The sequence below is a fragment of the Flavobacterium anhuiense genome (assembly GCF_050990855.1).
Lineage (GTDB): Bacteria > Bacteroidota > Bacteroidia > Flavobacteriales > Flavobacteriaceae > Flavobacterium > Flavobacterium anhuiense_C.
Window position 1 is genome coordinate 625,813 of sequence record NZ_CP158861.1, and the last position, 16,587, is coordinate 642,399.

General features: G+C 33.6%; 18 protein-coding genes and 1 tRNA gene. 7 read left to right on the forward strand and 12 right to left on the reverse strand.

Features of this window, described 5'->3' with window-relative positions:
* Positions 1–58 precede the first annotated feature (58 nt).
* Positions 59–1,267, forward strand: a complete 1,209-nt coding sequence (locus ABTV69_RS02980; protein ID WP_433834113.1) for a cytochrome c3 family protein — start codon at positions 59–61, stop codon at positions 1,265–1,267.
* Positions 1,268–1,340: 73 nt separating this feature from the next.
* Here ABTV69_RS02980 and ABTV69_RS02985 read toward each other — a convergent pair whose 3' ends face one another.
* The 4 genes from ABTV69_RS02985 to ABTV69_RS03000 all read right to left on the reverse strand — a co-directional run bounded on the left by ABTV69_RS02985 (position 1,341) and on the right by ABTV69_RS03000 (position 3,836).
* Complete coding sequence (locus ABTV69_RS02985) at positions 1,341–2,084, reverse strand: UDP-2,3-diacylglucosamine diphosphatase (RefSeq protein WP_433834115.1); 744 nt, start codon at positions 2,082–2,084, stop codon at positions 1,341–1,343.
* A gap of 80 nt (positions 2,085–2,164) precedes the next feature.
* On the reverse strand, positions 2,165–2,617 hold the full coding sequence (locus ABTV69_RS02990) for a 6-pyruvoyl trahydropterin synthase family protein (protein ID WP_433834117.1): 453 nt from the start codon (positions 2,615–2,617) through the stop codon (positions 2,165–2,167).
* Between the two features lie 33 nt (positions 2,618–2,650).
* Complete coding sequence (locus ABTV69_RS02995) at positions 2,651–2,827, reverse strand: hypothetical protein (protein ID WP_433834119.1); 177 nt, start codon at positions 2,825–2,827, stop codon at positions 2,651–2,653.
* Between the two features lie 244 nt (positions 2,828–3,071).
* Complete coding sequence (locus ABTV69_RS03000) at positions 3,072–3,836, reverse strand: enoyl-CoA hydratase/isomerase family protein (protein ID WP_433834121.1); 765 nt, start codon at positions 3,834–3,836, stop codon at positions 3,072–3,074.
* 104 nt (positions 3,837–3,940) lie between these two features.
* On the opposite strand from ABTV69_RS03000, the gene ABTV69_RS03005 reads away from it, so the two are divergent.
* Positions 3,941–4,014 (forward strand) — tRNA-Ala (locus ABTV69_RS03005).
* A gap of 76 nt (positions 4,015–4,090) precedes the next feature.
* The gene (locus ABTV69_RS03010; RefSeq protein ID WP_433834123.1) at positions 4,091–4,555 is read left to right on the forward strand and encodes a hypothetical protein; all 465 of its coding nucleotides are present in this window, start codon (positions 4,091–4,093) and stop codon (positions 4,553–4,555) included.
* 30 nt (positions 4,556–4,585) lie between these two features.
* Here the strand turns inward: ABTV69_RS03010 and ABTV69_RS03015 are convergent, their stop codons facing one another.
* Positions 4,586–4,762, reverse strand: a complete 177-nt coding sequence (locus tag ABTV69_RS03015; protein WP_433834125.1) for a hypothetical protein — start codon at positions 4,760–4,762, stop codon at positions 4,586–4,588.
* A 273-nt stretch (positions 4,763–5,035) separates the two neighbouring features.
* On the opposite strand from ABTV69_RS03015, the gene ABTV69_RS03020 reads away from it, so the two are divergent.
* Entirely contained in the window at positions 5,036–5,377 is a 342-nt protein-coding gene (locus ABTV69_RS03020; RefSeq protein ID WP_433834127.1) for a hypothetical protein, read from the forward strand.
* Entirely contained in the window at positions 5,374–5,964 is a 591-nt protein-coding gene (locus ABTV69_RS03025; RefSeq protein ID WP_433834129.1) for a hypothetical protein, read from the forward strand. The genes ABTV69_RS03020 and ABTV69_RS03025 overlap by 4 nt, the downstream gene beginning before the upstream one ends.
* Positions 5,965–6,074: 110 nt before the next feature.
* On the opposite strand, the gene ABTV69_RS03030 is transcribed toward ABTV69_RS03025, so the two are convergent.
* The 4 genes from ABTV69_RS03030 to ABTV69_RS03045 are packed head-to-tail and all read right to left on the reverse strand — an operon-like array spanning position 6,075 to position 9,363.
* Entirely contained in the window at positions 6,075–6,488 is a 414-nt protein-coding gene (locus ABTV69_RS03030; RefSeq protein WP_433834131.1) for a hypothetical protein, read from the reverse strand.
* 28 nt (positions 6,489–6,516) lie between these two features.
* Positions 6,517–7,488 (reverse strand): lipid A deacylase LpxR family protein, encoded by a 972-nt coding sequence (locus ABTV69_RS03035; RefSeq protein ID WP_433834133.1) that lies wholly within the window; start codon positions 7,486–7,488, stop codon positions 6,517–6,519.
* Positions 7,463–8,251 (reverse strand): monofunctional biosynthetic peptidoglycan transglycosylase, encoded by a 789-nt coding sequence (gene mtgA, locus ABTV69_RS03040; RefSeq protein WP_433834135.1) that lies wholly within the window; start codon positions 8,249–8,251, stop codon positions 7,463–7,465. Before mtgA ends, ABTV69_RS03035 begins: the two co-directional genes overlap by 26 nt.
* Complete coding sequence (locus ABTV69_RS03045) at positions 8,251–9,363, reverse strand: NAD(P)/FAD-dependent oxidoreductase (protein WP_433834137.1); 1,113 nt, start codon at positions 9,361–9,363, stop codon at positions 8,251–8,253. The genes mtgA and ABTV69_RS03045 overlap by 1 nt, the downstream gene beginning before the upstream one ends.
* A gap of 411 nt (positions 9,364–9,774) precedes the next feature.
* On the opposite strand from ABTV69_RS03045, the gene ABTV69_RS03050 reads away from it, so the two are divergent.
* Both ABTV69_RS03050 and ABTV69_RS03055 read left to right on the forward strand, forming a co-directional pair.
* Entirely contained in the window at positions 9,775–11,676 is a 1,902-nt protein-coding gene (locus ABTV69_RS03050) for an alpha/beta fold hydrolase (protein ID WP_433834139.1), read from the forward strand.
* A 185-nt stretch (positions 11,677–11,861) separates the two neighbouring features.
* The gene (locus tag ABTV69_RS03055; RefSeq protein ID WP_433834141.1) at positions 11,862–14,300 is read left to right on the forward strand and encodes an ATP-binding response regulator; all 2,439 of its coding nucleotides are present in this window, start codon (positions 11,862–11,864) and stop codon (positions 14,298–14,300) included.
* Between the two features lie 190 nt (positions 14,301–14,490).
* On the opposite strand, the gene ABTV69_RS03060 is transcribed toward ABTV69_RS03055, so the two are convergent.
* From ABTV69_RS03060 to ABTV69_RS03070, 3 genes are all read right to left on the reverse strand, one after another.
* Positions 14,491–15,843, reverse strand: a complete 1,353-nt coding sequence (locus tag ABTV69_RS03060; protein WP_433834143.1) for a sigma-54-dependent transcriptional regulator — start codon at positions 15,841–15,843, stop codon at positions 14,491–14,493.
* 138 nt (positions 15,844–15,981) lie between these two features.
* A complete protein-coding gene (locus ABTV69_RS03065; RefSeq protein ID WP_433834145.1) occupies positions 15,982–16,278 on the reverse strand; it encodes a hypothetical protein in 297 nt (98 codons plus the stop codon).
* A gap of 15 nt (positions 16,279–16,293) precedes the next feature.
* Positions 16,294–16,587: a PepSY-like domain-containing protein gene (locus tag ABTV69_RS03070; RefSeq protein WP_290962883.1), complete on the reverse strand. Its 294-nt coding sequence runs from the start codon at positions 16,585–16,587 to the stop codon at positions 16,294–16,296.

The following is a 16,587-nucleotide window of genomic DNA, read 5'->3' on the forward strand; positions in this document are numbered from 1 at the left end:
ATTTTTTCATTATTGAAATATATTTTGATTCAATTCAAAAAAAAGTATATTTACAGCAATGAAAAAAGCTGTATTTCGACTAACCTTAGCGCTTTGGGCAATTCTTTTTGTCAGCTGCAATACTAAATCTGAAGAATATATTGATCCTCGCGGAACTGATTATGCGGGATCAGAAAGCTGCATCCAATGTCACAAAGTACAGTCTGAAATGGCATTCAAAAGTTCGCACTTTAAGGCGACAGCTCCAGCTATTTTAGGAAACGTTTCTGGCGATTTCGATTCTAAAAATCATACTTTCATTTACGATAAAGATACCAAACTGGTCATGGAAAAAGAGGGCGATAGTTTGTATCAGGTTTTATACAAAAACGGAAAAGAGACAGCGAGATACAAATTCGAAATTGTATTTGGAACCAAACATGCGCAAACATCTGTTTATTGGAAAAACAATAATACGTACGAACTACCAGTTTCTTTCTATCATTCTATAAACAATTGGGCAACAAGTCCTGGTTTTCCTGCCGAAAAGCCGTATTTTGATCGCATGGTGGTAAAAGATTGCTATTCTTGCCATAGTTCGAATATTAGTTCTAAAACGGTTGACCAGAGTTCTGCGGACAGGAATTTTATGTCTATGGAGGTCGAAGACATAATTAATAAAAAAACTATTGTTTACGGAATTGACTGCGAGCGATGCCATGGTCCGGCCAAGAAACATGTTGAATTTCACTTAAAAAATCCAAACGTAAAAGTTGCCTACAGCATTACAAGCTTTAAAACTTTAAATAGACAGCAAAAATTGGATGCCTGTGCTTTATGCCATGCAGGAAACGATGGAATGAAATTAAAATCTCGTTTTGAATTTAAACCAGGAGATAATTTATCGGAGTATTTTCGTGAAACTAAAAGCATTACCGATACCGCAAATTTTGATGTTCATGGAAATCAGTATCGTTTAATGGCGCAAAGCAAATGTTTCAATAGCCAAAAAATGGATTGCATTACATGCCATAATCCACACGAAAATGCTTCTAAAAACATGGCTTCTTACTCTAAAATTTGTATGAGCTGTCATCAAGGATTAAAACATAATGAAACTACCTTAAAAACAATGCCTGAGAAATTATTGGCAAGTAATTGTGTAGAATGCCATATGCCAAAAAAAGCATCTGGAGCAATTAAATTCCAGCTTTCAAACAGTAAACAGCTTTCAGAATATATTCTGCGAACGCATAAAATCGGAATCTATCCAACAAATAAAAAATAAGATATTGTTCGTTTTTGGTTTTAGGAATTAACCTCAACTTTTGACTTTCGACTTTTGACTTTCGACTTCTCTACTATTTCTCGAATTTCTTTAGCTCAAATTTTTCTCCGTCAAAAACACCATATGTAAAATAGCCAATCCAATCGCCTAGGTTTACGTATTCAGAATTTTCGCCAACAGGAATAATCATTGGCAAATGTCTGTGTCCGAAGATGAAATAATTGTAATGTTTGGTTTCGAGTTTTCGCTTAGCGTATAAAACCAGCCATTCGTTTTCTTCTCCCAAAAACTTCACATCTTCATCGCCAGAAATCAATTTATTTTTGACCGATAAATATTGTGCTAAACTTACGCCAACATCTGGATGCAACCACCTGAAAAGCCATTTTGAAAACGCATTTGTAAATACCTTTTTCATTCTTTTATAGCCTTTATCACCAGGACCTTTTCCGTCGCCGTGGCCAATTAAAAAGGTTTTTCCGTTAAAAGTAAATTCTTTATTATCGTGGTAAACCGGAATATTCAATTCGGTTTCAAAATAATCATTCATCCAAAGATCATGATTTCCAACGAAGAAATATACCGGAATTCCGCTATCGCGAATTTCAGCCAGCTTGCCTAAAATGCGCACAAAACCTTTCGGAACAACCGTTTTATATTCGAACCAGAAATCAAATAAATCTCCAAGCAAAAAAATCGCTTCAGCATCTTCTTTAACCTCATCTAACCAAGCCACAAATTTCTTTTCGCGCGGCAAACTCAATTCAGGAGTTGGCGCACCAAAATGCTGATCTGAAGCAAAATATATTTTTTTCATTATTGTGAGATGTGAATTATGAGATGTGAGATGCAAAAACATTTCACTTTTGACTTTTGACTTTTGACTTTTTGACTTAATTAAAGATTATCAGAAGCGTACCATTCTGCGAATGAAGATTCTGTTTCCTGAAGTTTTAGTGAGAAAAGAGAAATTCCTTCTGGAAGTCTTGCTATAATTCTTTCAGCAAAATCGACCACCATGTTTTCGCTTGTTGGTTGATAATCTACTAAGATTACGTGATGTCCGCGGTTTTTCAATTCTGCAGCCAACTCAACATGCGGAGTTGTTTGGTTAAAAACAGTTGCATGATCAAATTGATCGACGATTTCTTCTTTTACAATTTTCTTTAGATCAGAAAAGTCAATTACCATTCCGAACTTTACATTCGATCGGTCTGTAATTGGCGAACCAATAACCGTTACCGATAATTTATAACTGTGTCCGTGAACGTTCTTACATTTTCCGTCGTAACCGTACAAAGCATGCCCAGTTTCGAAGCTAAATTGTTTTGTAATTCTGATATTACTCATCGATTTTTAATTTTAAGCTTGCAAATTTACAAATTAATAACCGTTTTTGTTTCTTTTTTTAGCTCTGATGTACAACCACAAAGCAATTCCTCCTAAAAGTAGAAACGGAATGAAAGATCCGATGACAACGCCAATTTGATAACTGCTGTCTGGAGCGTTCTTCATTTTTTCGGCAACATCCACATTCTGGAATAATGAAATCAATTTCATTTTAAAATTGTTTTAATCCTGCAAGGTTTTCAAAACCTTGTAGGTATTGTGAAATATTCTATTTTCTATTCTAAATAATTAAATCTATAAAGTTTTGAAAACCTTGCAGGTATCTTTATCATTTTCAACTTTGTCAAAGTTTTGAACTTTGACAAAGTTATCTACGATCTTTTTTTGCCACTGATTAAAAAGATTAATTGGATTATTAAAAAATCCTTTTGAATCCTTTTAATCTGTGGCTAAATTATTTTTTGAACTGTAATAAAGCTGATTTTGTAAAATCAGACAAAACCAATTTTCCTGTAATGGCAGCGCGTTCAAAAAGAAGCGATTCCCAGATTTCTGTTCCTTCCCAAATAATCTTTTTCATTTCATATAAAGCTTCAGGATTGTACGAACTCAATCTTACAGCAAAATCTTCAACTTCAGAATCTAAATTTTCAGCTTCAGTCAAAACTGAAAATAGTCCTTTTTTAAGTGCCCATTCTGCAGATTTCCATTGGTGGCCAGCTAAAGTCATTTCGGTCATTGCCGTTTTTCCAATTTTTCTAGAAACGGCTGGTTCAATTACAAATGGTCCGATTCCGATTGCTAATTCTGATAATTTAATGTCACTTTGTGGAGTTGCAAAAACATAATCGCAAGCCGAAATAATTCCGACACCGCCACCAACTGCTTTTCCCTGAACGCGACCAATTATAATTTTATTGCAATTTCGCATCGCATTCAGCAAATGAGCAAAACCAGAGAAAAATTCAATTCCTTGCTCTTCATTTTCTACTTTCAAAAGTTCGTCAAAAGAAGCTCCAGAACAAAATGTTTTGGCTCCTTCACTTTTTAAAATAATTAAAGAGACATTTTCATTTCGGCTTAAAGAATTTATTTCAGAAGTAAGACGATCCAATAACTGACGCGGAAAAGAATTACTTGCAGGATGACCAAATTGCACGGTTGCAATTGTATTTTGAAAGGAAGTTTCTAAGCTTCCGTTTGCATTTTCTAAACTCATAAAAAATAGTTTTAAGGTAAAGTTACGCTTTTGAAAAATAATTGACCAGAAAGTCTGCTAAATTTGTTTTTTGAAGATTATTTGACTTTATTTGTTAACACATTGGGGGATTAGCTCATTTGGCTAGAGCGCTACGCTGGCAGCGTAGAGGCGACCGGTTCGAATCCGGTATTCTCCACAAAAATACCGTATTACAAAAAGTAATACGGTATTTTATTTTAAACATATTTTCTAGAGAAAATCTCTTTATCACAATGGAAGAAGACAAAAAAAGCATCAATAGTTTTCTATCAGTAATTCAGGCTACCTTTCTTGCTGTTTTTTTTCTAACAGTCTATTTTTTAATTACAACTTCAAAAAATCATCCTATAACTTTTGGTCTTTTCCTTAATCCTTTTGTAATAGGAGCGTTATTTTATTTTTCAATGGCAAACTTTATCTTTTCGTCCATTTTTCAATACCTGCGGAGACAATTTCCAACATTGCTTTATATACTGTTTTTCTTTTTTTGTCTATGGGCGCTGCTATTTATCTTATCCTATTCTGCTGAAAGAAAATATGATAATCAAATTCCTGATATTATGGATGGTGTTTCTGAATCTATAACGCTTTTGCTAATCAAAGTCAGCTTCTTTTCTATAATCTCCAATTTTCTAGTAATTCTAAAAAGTTGGTACTTTATGAAAAGGGAAAGCTCTTTAACAGATTCAGAATTTTAATGTTTCTTCAGTTTTAAAAAACATTCTATACTATTTCTCATTTGCGGCATCATCGCCATCAACATCATCTTTTTCTGCTTTTTTGAAATCGTTATTTAGCAAGTTTTCCAATTTCTTTTTTTCTCTCAGATTTTTTCTGATTGTCAATACAACCAAAATCACGATCAAAATTGCTACAACACCTATTAAATTCCAATTGACATCCATAGTTTTATTTTTTATTAATTAAAAGTAAACCTTTAATCTATTCAACATATTATCAAAAGGTTAAGCATTTCAAATTTACTTAAAAGCAATTTATTAGCAAACACAAATATGAAAGATATTATTTACAAATAAATTTATATTTTTGCAAATAATAAATTACGCGCCTTAAAAATGAATCCAAATTTTAAAACGATAATATTTCAATTCTTAAAAAAACTTGTCCTAATTTCTATACTGCTTTTTGTATTCACTTTTATAGAAATCTATTGGGCTATGGGGAGCTTTTCTGAAAAACTATCTAGCGGAAATCCTGATAGCCTTTTTTTTGATGATGCTTATTTATTGTCTGTATTTGCAACCATTTTATTAACTATTGCGTTTTTGTTATTTACCTTAATAAAAAACAACTATCTAAAAACGGCATTAGAATTAATTTCCTTGATTTTAATTTGGTTTTTCTGGAATTACAACATTTTTGTAGATCGCGAATCGGCGTGGAGTACTTATCTTTTTAAAGAAGAAATAGTGTATACGCTTACCTTGTCTTTCTTTCCTATTTTAATCTTATCGATTGCAACAGTATTTGGTTTAAATTACCTTTTAAAGAAAATATGATTTTAAATAAAAAAACAATACTGAAATTATATCTAATTATCAGTTCGCTATTTGCTTTAGATTGTCTTCTTTATTATTTTAAAGAAATTAGTTTTCGTGGCTATTATAGCGATGTTATTGTTTTTTGGCTTTGGCTCATCATGTCTTTTGTGATAATTATTGTTTTTTGGAAAAAGCTTTTAGCCAAATTACTTTTAGCATCTCTAATTGTAACATTAGTCCTGAGTATTATTGCGATGATGATTCCTTTTTATGCAATGGTGCTTTCCACGACCACTTTGGGGTTGTACAAAAACAAAGATTTAAATGAAAAATATCGGGCACAGATTGTAGGATACAGTGCTATGATTCCACCCTGGCTTGAAGTAATTGAAAAGAATGGCTTGATGGAAAAAAAAATCTTTCAATGTACCGATTATCAAATTATGAATGATAATCTTGATATGAAAATCAGAATGGCAAAAGACATCATCTTTAAAAATGAAACCGATAGCACGCTCACGCTTACAATTTTCTACGGAGGGCCAAATAAAACTTTAACATTCAATAAAAAGACAGGAAAAATTATAAAAATTGAAAAACCGTAAATTACTGTAAAAAGCCATTTCCGAAAACGGAATGGCTTTTTCAGTGAATCATATTTTGGTTTACCATTTCGAAAAACCAGAAATCTTCGCAAGTGGCTCTACAATCAAAATCAAACTACCTCTCTAATATATTTCAAATAATACTTCAAAAAGTACATTGGAAAAAAAGCTAGTGCAACAGGGACATACATTCCTAAAAAACCCTCATCAAAATTTAATGTCATTTTTTCTACCATCATTAAACAAACAAAGGCAAGAACAGGAAATATCCAGTAGGTTCTTTTTTCATTTTCTTTGTCAAAATAAATGAAGATAGAAGAAATAAAAACTAGAACATACATAATAAGGTTAATCATAAGCACCAAAATTTCACCTTTATCAAAATAATCTCTAAAATGATAATAGGTAAAAAATATTACCAAAATACCCCCTGCTATTACATCTGAAATTAAAAATGTTCCCCACTTAACGCTAGCAAAAGCAAAAATGGCTAAGAAGACGAAGAAGACAAAGTATCCCATCATATTGATTTAAATTTTCAATCGAAAAAGATTATTTAAGCAAAAACCCCATTCTGATAGATCCATAAAAGTATCCAGAATTGGTATCAATTCCTGGATCATTGAGTTCTCTTCCGCGGTAAAGGAAAGAATAGGAAACGTTAAAGTTATTATGTCGGTATTTTAAACCTGCTTCTCCGTTGAAACGAAGTGGTTCCAAACTGAAAGTAATCGGACTTGTATCATTAAACATACTGCCTTCAATAGTGGCATCGTAAAACTGATAGTTGACACTAGGCGCAATATAGAAATAAAACTCTCTAATTTCTGGCTGTCCTTGTGCATTTATAGAAGCATCATGCATATTTGAATCGTAAATTGGAAGCAGTTTCTTAAATCCAAATCTCGCCATAAATCCCGTAGAAACTCCTGTAAAAATTGTTCCTAGATTACCTTCTGACTGCCAATGAAGATCTACAAAATCATTATGTTTTGATGGAAATAGCTTTTTAGAATACATTGCATGCGCTTGAATTCCTAAAGCATTATGAATCTGATTTTCCCAGCCGTATACTTTTTTGTATCCAATCATGTTATGAAAACCTTTTTGCAATTCCTCACCTAACGCATTCGGGCCAAGAAAGCCAACTTGAAAATCGGTTTTTAAAACCGATTCGCTTTGGTAAAAAAAGTTCTTCCCGACTTCTGCAAAAAGATAACCAGCAAAAGGTCGATCGTTAACCGTAACTGCTTCTTCGTTTAAAAATCGCGGATTATAAAGATACTGTCCAATTCTAAATTCGGTAATTTCTTTATTGATTTTCGGATTATTGTTTTTTGATAAAAACCGATAGAAAAGCTCCAGACCATTTGTATAATACATATCATATTTAGACGATGTGTATAAATCGTTATCTGATATAAACCCTATTTCTGCAGTTTTTCCTTGTCCAAAAGTGAGCGTTACGGTCAATATTAGAAAAGCAAAAAGCGTTTTTTTACTTCTTCTTTTCTTCTTTTCCATTATAATTGATTTTTCCCACGTAGCGCATCTCGCGTACAATTCGTTCTTTTCTTCTATTAATATAACTTGAAGATCCTGTAGCTTTAAATTTTCTTGGATTTGGAAGAATCGCTGCAATTCCCGCCGCTTGCATTGGTGTTAAACTCGAAGCATCTCTGCGATACCAATGTTCTGTTGCTGCATAAGCCCCGTAAACTCCGTCTCCCATTTCGATACTATTCAGGTAAACTTCCATAATGCGTTCTTTACCCCAGATAATCTCGATTAAAATAGTAAAATATGCTTCTAGACCTTTACGGAAATAACTTTTTCCTTGCCATAAAAAGACGTTTTTGGCAGTTTGCTGTGAGATTGTACTTCCCCCTCTAATTCGGCGGCCACGTTCGTTACTTTTATAGGCCTTTTGAAGTGCTTTAAAATCGAAACCATTATGTGTTAAAAAAGTTCCGTCTTCGCTGGCAATAACTGCTTTCTGCAAATTCATCGAGATTTTTTCAATCGGTTCCCAATCGTGGTCAAAATAAACTTCTTTTCCTGCCATTTTATTTTCGATGGCACGAATGAGCATTAATGGCGTGAATGGCACAGGAACATATTTAAAAAATATAACTGAACCTATTGAAATTCCAAAAAACCATAAAGCTGCTTTTATAAAAAACCATTTTACTTTTTCTCCAAAAGAACGATTTGATTTTTTGGGAGCTGTTTTCGGTTTTGCTTTGTTTGTAGTAGTTTTTGGTGCTGGTTTTTTGGGTGCTGCCATTATATTAAATCTGCTAATTCTGTTCCTATTAAACTTCCTATCGCCACTCCCATTCCGCCTAAACGCACTCCGCAGAACACATTTTCAGAAAGTTGGGTTACAACCGGATTCTTACTATTTCCAATTCCCATGATCCCGCTCCATCGGTGCGCAATCTGAAAATCCTGATTTGGTAAAATTACATTTTTCAGCAAATCTTCCAATCTATTTTGAATAATTTTCGTCTCTCCAAATTCGGTTGTGGTTTCTCCCTCAAAATCAAGGTTTCGGCCGCCGCCTAATAAAATACGATCGTTAATATTTCTGAAATAGTAATATCCTCTATCTAAATGAAACGTTCCTTTAATATCTAAATTGTGAATAGGCTCTGTAATAAGTACTTGCGCTCTTGCAGGTTTTACAGCACCTTTAGTTAATTCGCCAGCAAAACCGTTGGTGGCAAAAAGCAGTTTTTGGGTTTTAAAGCTAAAATCGTTTACCGCTACTTCGACATGATTTCCTGCATCGGCATACGATTTTACGGTCTGCTGATTTAAGATTAATATATCGGCCAGAGCAGCTTGTTTTAGCAATTCCTGCATCATATTTCCGGTATCGATTTGTCCTTCAAATGGATTAAAAATCAAATAATCTTGAATATTTTCAAATCCGAATCGGTCTACTTCTTTCGAAAAAACATCGGTTTTAAAAAGCGGTTTTAAAACTTCATTGATAAACGGAATTTTAGAAATGCATTCGCTAAACCCGAATTCATCCTCTTTCAAAAACAATTCATATCCCCCGTGAGGTTTAAAATCAATTGCCTGATCTCCTAATCGTTTTCGAAGTAATTGAAGTCCTTTCCAACGTTTCTCGATTAACGCCACAACATCTTCTTCTGAATGCGTTTTTAGGTCATCCATAATTTCAGACAAACTTCCGAAACAGGCAAAACCAGCATTTTTGGTACTTGCTCCTTGTGGTAATATGCCGCGTTCTAAAACCAGAATTTTAGCAGACGGAAATCTTTCGCGTAAGCGTAATGCAGTATGCAAACCAACAATGCCGCTTCCGACAATAGTGTAATCGATATTTGCGAACCAGTTTTTTAGTTCCCAGTAGCTTAGTTCCATTTTTCAGAGTTTTTATAAAAATAATGTTTTTTTTAAACCATATAAGAAATGTAAGTTCATTTAAATCTTTTGTCAGGCTGAGCGAAGTCGAAGCCTCATTACGTTGCGCCCTTCAACTTCGCTCAGCCTGACAATGTATAAACTCTTAAACTCTAAATTCCAATCTTGGATTAAATTCCAATTTTTAGATAAATTCCAAATTCCAAAACTTTATAAATCGAAATTGCGTTTGCTTTGTCAGGCTGAGCGGAGTCGAAGCCTTTTACGTTACGCCCTTCGACTCCGCTCAGGGGACAATTGGAATTTGGAATTTAAATATTGGAATTTTTAACATTTTTTGGTATTTGGAATTTAACAATTTGGGATTTAAAAGTTGTATTTTTAGCGCACAAAAAATAGAATAATTAGATTATGAAAAAAGTATTATTAACAACCTTAATAATGATGAGTTTAAACGCTATTGGGCAGAATGTTATGTCGCCGGAATTGTTATGGAAATTAGGACGAGTAACTCCGCTTGGAATTTCTAAAGATGCAAAAAATATAGTTTTTAAGGTTTCTACGCCTTCAGTTGAAGAAAACAAATCGAATTCTAAAATTTACACCATTCCCGTAAATGGTGGAACTGCAGTTGAAATTAAAGACACAAAAGAAATCTTAGCAGACAAAAACATTTCGCCTGACGGAAAATTTGTGGTTTATAATGAGGAAGTAAAACTAGAAAGTGTTTTAGGTAAAGATTTCTATCCAAGTCTTGGCAAATCTGATGCTCAAATTTATAATGGTTTAGATTATCGTCATTGGGACACTTGGAACGAAGGGAAATTTAACCACGTTTTTTATAAAGAAAACAAAGACGGCGCAAAAGGAATCGACATCTTGAAAGGTGAAACTTTCGATTCTCCGCAAAAACCTTTTGGTGGCGACGAAGATTATATCTGGTCTCCAGACAGCAAAAGCATTTTTTATGTGTGCAAGAAAAAAGCAGGAACTGCTTATGCAATTTCTACCAATACCGATATTTACGAGTACAATTTAGAAACTCAAAAAACAACTAATAAAACAGACGGTAATTTAGGTTACGATACGGCTCCGCAATTTTCTCCAACAGGAAATTTATCTTGGTTGCAGATGAAACGCGACGGTTATGAGTCTGATAAAAACGACATTATTGTTGAGTTTAAAGGAATCAAAACCAACTTAACAGCAAACTGGGACGGAACTGTAGATAACTTTATCTGGAGCAAAGACGGAAAAACTGTATTTTTTGTTGCGCCAATTGACGGAACAAAGCAACTTTTCTCGGTTAATTTTCCAGGTTTAACTAAAATCGCAATCAACGTTCGCCAATTGACAAACGGAGATTTTGATGTAAATGATTTAGTAGGTTTTGTTGGAGATGATATCATCGTTACGAGAACAGACATGAACCACGCAGGTGAGATTTATTCTTTCAATTTGAAGAAAAATACTTGGAAACAAATCTCTAATGTAAATACAGATACGTATAAAACTTTAGCGTTAAGCAAAACAGAAAAGCGTTATGTTACTACAACTGACGGTAAAAAAATGTTGGTTTGGGTAATCTTGCCTCCAAATTTTGATGCTTCAAAAAAATATCCAACTTTGTTATTCTGCCAAGGCGGACCTCAAAGCGCATTGACACAATCGTATTCTTTCCGTTGGAATTTCTCTTTAATGGCTGCTAAAGGCTATGTGGTAGTTGCTCCAAACCGTCGTGGAATGCCAGGACACGGAGTTGAATGGAACGAGCAAATTAGTAAAGATTGGGGCGGACAAGTTATGGACGATTACCTTTCTGCAATTGATGATGTTGCTAAAGAAAGCTATGTTGACAAAAGCCGTTTAGGTTGCGTTGGTGCAAGTTATGGAGGATATTCTGTATTTTATTTAGCTGGAATTCACAAAAACCGTTTCAAAACTTTCATTGCTCACGATGGCGTTTTCAATACCGTTTCGATGTTAGGAACAACAGAAGAAGTTTTCTTTAACAATTGGGATTTTGGTGGAGCATACTGGGAAAAAGACAATGCGGTAGCGCAAAAAGCATATACTATTTTTAATCCTGCAACTTTGGTTCAAAACTGGAATAAACCAATTTTGATTTTCCAAGGAGGAAAAGATTTCCGTGTGCCGATCGGACAAGGACAAGAAGCTTTTCAAGCGGCTCAATTAAGAGGAATCAAAAGTAGATTTGTGTATTTCCCAGACGAAAATCACTGGGTTTTAAAACCACAAAACGCTCAGGTATGGCAAGGTGAATTCTTCAAATGGTTAGATGAAACTTTATAATCCATAAAATAACATTTTGACAGCCGTAGATTTACATAATCTACGGCTGTTTTTCTTTACAATCCTTACAATTATGTAACATATTGGGTAATTTTACTCTTCAAAAAACAGATTTTTTTAGATAAATTGCAATGTTTTAATCCCGAGGCTGTAGAAGTCTTATTCCCTCAAATCATTAGCAAAATATGGAGACCAAAAAAAGTTACACCGCAATCAAAGTTTTATTCAGCTATGTTGCATTACTGGCTTTGGTTGCTACAGTTGGATGGTTTCTTTATTCTGAAAATGTAGTTTACAATAAATTGGAAGACAAGATCGCTTTAGAAAAAACCAAAATTATCAGAGTAAGCAGATTGTATTCGAATGTTTACAAAACCGAAAGTCTAGCCAGACAAACGATTCAAAATAACTCCGAAAAAGATTTTAAAAATTATCTGATCGAAACCGACTCGCTCCGAAAACGCATTGATACTTTAAAACAAATTGTAACTACCGAATATCAGAAAACACTTTTAGATAGTGTGACTTATTTTTTGTCTGAAAAAACAGAAAACATCAAACAGTTAAGAGAAATCAAAAATAAAGCTGATGATGAAACTTCTGTAAACAACGCGATTGATGAAATCACTAAAATGGAGTTTAACCTTAGAAAGCTCGAGCTTCAAGATTTTACTAAAAATCCGAATCAGTTGGGGAGTTATCAGCGTAGTGTTTTACAGCAATATGTTGATTATTTAAATTCGAATATTCCTGATGACAGCACCAATACATTGAGCAAAAAAGCATCTGATTCTATTTTGGCGAATTCAAAAAAGCTTTTGAGTTCTGTAAAAATAAAAGCCGAAAAGAAAAAAGAATCTCTAAATTTTGAAGAAAACAAATTGCTTCAGAATGAAATTGCGATTTCAGATCAGCTTAGAAAAATACTTCGAATTATTGAGCGAGAAATCATCATCAACTCGATCAAAAGCAATTCATTAAAAGAAAAATCATTAAAAAGAGTCAACGAAATTGTTACAGCTTCTGCAGTAATCGGTTTGTTACTAACCGTCTTTTTCTCTATTCTAATTGTGAGCGATTATTCAAAATCGCAACTGTATAAAAAACAGCTTGAAATTGCCAATTTCAAAACCAAAAATCTGCTGAAGAGTCGCGAGCAATTAATCTCAACTGTAAGCCACGATTTAAAAACGCCTTTGAGTACGATTGTAGGTTATTCTGAACTTTTAGGCAATTCAGATGTCAATACGAAGCAATCGTATTTTATAAAAAACATTAAAAATTCCTCTGAATATATTACGCAGCTCGTTCAGGATTTATTGGACTTCTCGCAGATTGAAGCTGGAAAGATTTCGATAGAAAAAGTTCCATTTTCATTACCTGAAATTATTGAGGATGTTGCCAGAAATATTCAAACGGTTTACAAACAGAAAGACATTGATCTAATTATAAATGTAGACGAGCAGTTTCAGAAACGTATTGTGGGCGATCCGTTTCGTTTAAAACAAATCTTGACTAATATTATTGGAAATGCTTATAAGTTTACCGAAAATGGTCATATTCGAATTGCCGCTTACGCGAATGACGACCAGTTCTTCACGATCTCGATTCAAGATACTGGTATCGGAATTGAAAAAGCCAACCAGAAATTGGTTTTTGAAGAATTTGCGCAAGCGAATGAAAACATCGAAAAAAAATACGGCGGGACCGGTTTAGGTTTATCCATCTGCCAGAAAATTATTTCTATTCTGGGCGGAAGCTTAAGCTTAGAAAGCATTTTTGGAAAAGGAAGCACTTTTACGATTCAGCTGCCTTTATTATTTGACAATAGTCAATCTCTTCCAACAACTGATTCTAAACTAAAAACGACAAAAAACACTAAGAAACAAACTTTTATTGTAGTCGATGACGACATTAATCTTTTGAATTTAACAAGCGGTGTATTAAAACAAGAACAACATCAGGTGTTTTCGTTTACTAATCCTGCGAAAGCTTTAGAGACAATTCAGACAACGCCGTTTGATTTTGTTATTACTGACATTCAAATGCCAGAAATAGACGGATTTTTATTTTTAGAAAAACTTCGTGAGCTTCCAGAAACCATTTTCAAAAATCAACACGTAATTGCCTTGACTGGACGTACCGATTTGGATCTTTCGGTTTATAAAAATGCTGGTTTTACTACGGTTATAAAGAAACCTTATTCGCCTAAAATTTTATTGGAAACGATTCAGCATATTTTAGATCATGAAGAAATTCCTTTAACTGAATCTACAGAGAACACAAGCAAAAATGAAGCTCAAATATATTCGCTAGAAACTTTAAAAGATTTTCTAGGCCAAGACGAATCAGCACTAAAAGAAGTTCTAAGATCTTTTATTGAAACAACAGTCGAAAATTTAGGCTTTTTGAAAGTCGCGGTTCAAGAGAAAAATCATGATGAAATAAAATCTATTGCACATCGCATTGCGCCAATGTTCAAACAAATTCAGGCAAATGAAATTGGCGAACTTCTAATAGATTTAGAAAAAGAAGATTTAAATACAATTGATATAAAAGCGACTTTCGAAGATTTATCTAAGAAAATAGACGTTCTTTTTCAAGAATTGAAACACGAAATCTAACAAATCTTTTTCACAAACAATTTAAACCATGCCCAATGATATCGACCATTGGGAGGCAATAATCTTCTATACGTTTCACAAGGTTAAAATCTTTGGCTATATTTGAAGAAGATTGAACAAATATATTTCTTTGAATATCACATCCTACTACTGGGACTATAAAAAAAGCAGTCATTTTAGACTGCTCTTTTTATTCAATATTATATTGTTTCAATTTATTATAAAGTGTTTTTCTAGTAATCTTCAGCAATTTTGCTGCTTCCGATTTATTGTTCTGCGTTTTCGATAAAGCACTAATAATAGTTTCTCTTTCATTTTCAGACAATGAGAAAACTTCATTTGCTGGGGGTTGATTTTGAATCTGAAAAAATTCTGCCGGAAGCACATCGCTTTCTATAAAATCACCACGTGTTAAAAGAGTGGCACGTTTTACACAATTTTGCAATTCTCTTAAATTTCCCGGCCAAGAGTAATTTTGAAAAATCGAAACCACTTCTGGAGAAAATCCAATCACCTCTTTATGCAATTGCTGATTGGCTTTTTCAAGGAAATAATCGGCAAAAACCATTAAATCTTCGCCACGATCTTTTAAAGATGGTGACTGAATCGAGAACTCATTGATTCTATGGTATAAATCCTCTCTAAAATCGCCGTTTTTTACTGCTTCGCGCAAGTCTTCATTGGTGGCTGTAATAATGCGTATATCGACGTTTATTTCTTTATTGCTTCCTACAGGTTTAATTTTTCTTTCTTGGAGCGCTCTTAACAATTGAATTTGATTTTCATAGGAAAGATTTCCAATTTCGTCCAAAAATAAAGTTCCACCGTTTGCTGCTTCAAAATATCCTTTTTTATCGCTAATTGCTCCCGTGAAAGATCCTTTTAAATGTCCAAAAAATTCACTTGCCGCCAATTCTTTTGGAATGGCCCCGCAATCTACTGCAATAAAATTATTATCTTTTCTTCTACTTTGCTGATGAATACTTTTAGCAATAATTTCTTTTCCTGTTCCACTTTCACCAATTATCAAAACGGACATATCTGTTGGACTTACCAATTGAATATGATCTAAAAGTTTTTTGGATGCAACAGAAATTCCTTTAACAAATTCGTTTTCTCCTGTTGATGACTGCTTTTTTGCTGTCTTTTTTTCTTTTACAGAAGCTTGTTCTTCTTCCTCTTTTGGAGCTTGCAAAGCATTAGTAATTACAAGAAGAACTTCATCTGGATTAAAGGGTTTCGAAATATAATCTGCCGCTCCATTTTTAATGGCTTTTACAGCGGTATTTACATCAGAGTAACCTGTCATTAAAATAACAGGAATATGAGGATGAGAATTTTTAAATTCTGACATAAGTCCAATACCGTCAGAATCAGGCAAACGAAGGTCGGTCAAAATCAAATCAAACGATTCGTTTTTAACTGCTTCACGCGCTTCTGCAGCAGAGAAAGTAGTAGTTACTTCAAACGCTTTTTTGATTAGAAATTTCTCTAATAATTTACAGAACGCAATATCATCTTCTATCAGTAATATCTTCGGCATTTGCTTATAGGGACTTTTTTGCTAAAATAATATTATTAAACTTGTTATTTCATAAAATTATGTAAAATATGTAAAAAAAAAGAGATTGCACGACGCAATCTCTTTTTCACCAAAAACATAAATCTAAATTCACCTAATTTATATCTTCAACCAGTTACCATTGACATCTGAATAAACAGTAGCCTTTTGGTCTCCAACTGATATTTCGAGTTTATACTCTTTTTTTTCGTTTACAAATGCTTTGTCCAGTTTTGCTCCTGGATAAGCAGTCTGCAAAGCTGTTTTCACAGCTGCAGGAACAGCATCTGCCGTAACTTCTGTATATTCTGACTGAACAGTTACAGTAGCTTTAGCACTTTGAGAAACAGGCAATACATTGGCATGCATTGACATAGTTCCAACAATGACTATTGCTGATAAGATTAGCTTTTTCATGATGCTGATTTTAAATTATTTTTTAATGATATTTCCAGAAGCATCTGTAAAAATAGTATACTTCTTGTCTCCACTTGAAATTTCAAGTTTGTACTCGTTTTTCTCGTTTTTATACGCTTTTTCAAGCTTAGTATTCGGGAAAGATTTTTCAATTGTAGACTTTACAGCTGCCGGAACGGCGTCTGCAGATACTTCAGTAAATTCACTTTGAACTAATACTGATTGAGAAATCGAAACTGCTGGAAGAACTGCAGCATTAACTGAAAGACTTCCTAAAACAATCGCTGCTGATAAGATTAACTTTTTCAT

Coding starts and splice junctions, on each gene's coding strand:
- ABTV69_RS02980 (WP_433834113.1), top strand. CDS start 59: ATGAAAAAAGCTGTATTTCGACTAACCTTAGCGCTTTGGGCAATTCTT.
- ABTV69_RS02985 (WP_433834115.1), bottom strand. CDS start 2,084: ATGAAAAAAATATATTTTGCTTCAGATCAGCATTTTGGTGCGCCAACT.
- ABTV69_RS02990 (WP_433834117.1), bottom strand. CDS start 2,617: ATGAGTAATATCAGAATTACAAAACAATTTAGCTTCGAAACTGGGCAT.
- ABTV69_RS02995 (WP_433834119.1), bottom strand. CDS start 2,827: ATGAAATTGATTTCATTATTCCAGAATGTGGATGTTGCCGAAAAAATG.
- ABTV69_RS03000 (WP_433834121.1), bottom strand. CDS start 3,836: ATGAGTTTAGAAAATGCAAACGGAAGCTTAGAAACTTCCTTTCAAAAT.
- ABTV69_RS03010 (WP_433834123.1), top strand. CDS start 4,091: ATGGAAGAAGACAAAAAAAGCATCAATAGTTTTCTATCAGTAATTCAG.
- ABTV69_RS03015 (WP_433834125.1), bottom strand. CDS start 4,762: ATGGATGTCAATTGGAATTTAATAGGTGTTGTAGCAATTTTGATCGTG.
- ABTV69_RS03020 (WP_433834127.1), top strand. CDS start 5,036: ATGGGGAGCTTTTCTGAAAAACTATCTAGCGGAAATCCTGATAGCCTT.
- ABTV69_RS03025 (WP_433834129.1), top strand. CDS start 5,374: ATGATTTTAAATAAAAAAACAATACTGAAATTATATCTAATTATCAGT.
- ABTV69_RS03030 (WP_433834131.1), bottom strand. CDS start 6,488: ATGATGGGATACTTTGTCTTCTTCGTCTTCTTAGCCATTTTTGCTTTT.
- ABTV69_RS03035 (WP_433834133.1), bottom strand. CDS start 7,488: ATGGAAAAGAAGAAAAGAAGAAGTAAAAAAACGCTTTTTGCTTTTCTA.
- mtgA (WP_433834135.1), bottom strand. CDS start 8,251: ATGGCAGCACCCAAAAAACCAGCACCAAAAACTACTACAAACAAAGCA.
- ABTV69_RS03045 (WP_433834137.1), bottom strand. CDS start 9,363: ATGGAACTAAGCTACTGGGAACTAAAAAACTGGTTCGCAAATATCGAT.
- ABTV69_RS03050 (WP_433834139.1), top strand. CDS start 9,775: ATGAAAAAAGTATTATTAACAACCTTAATAATGATGAGTTTAAACGCT.
- ABTV69_RS03055 (WP_433834141.1), top strand. CDS start 11,862: ATGGAGACCAAAAAAAGTTACACCGCAATCAAAGTTTTATTCAGCTAT.
- ABTV69_RS03060 (WP_433834143.1), bottom strand. CDS start 15,843: ATGCCGAAGATATTACTGATAGAAGATGATATTGCGTTCTGTAAATTA.
- ABTV69_RS03065 (WP_433834145.1), bottom strand. CDS start 16,278: ATGAAAAAGCTAATCTTATCAGCAATAGTCATTGTTGGAACTATGTCA.
- ABTV69_RS03070 (WP_290962883.1), bottom strand. CDS start 16,587: ATGAAAAAGTTAATCTTATCAGCAGCGATTGTTTTAGGAAGTCTTTCA.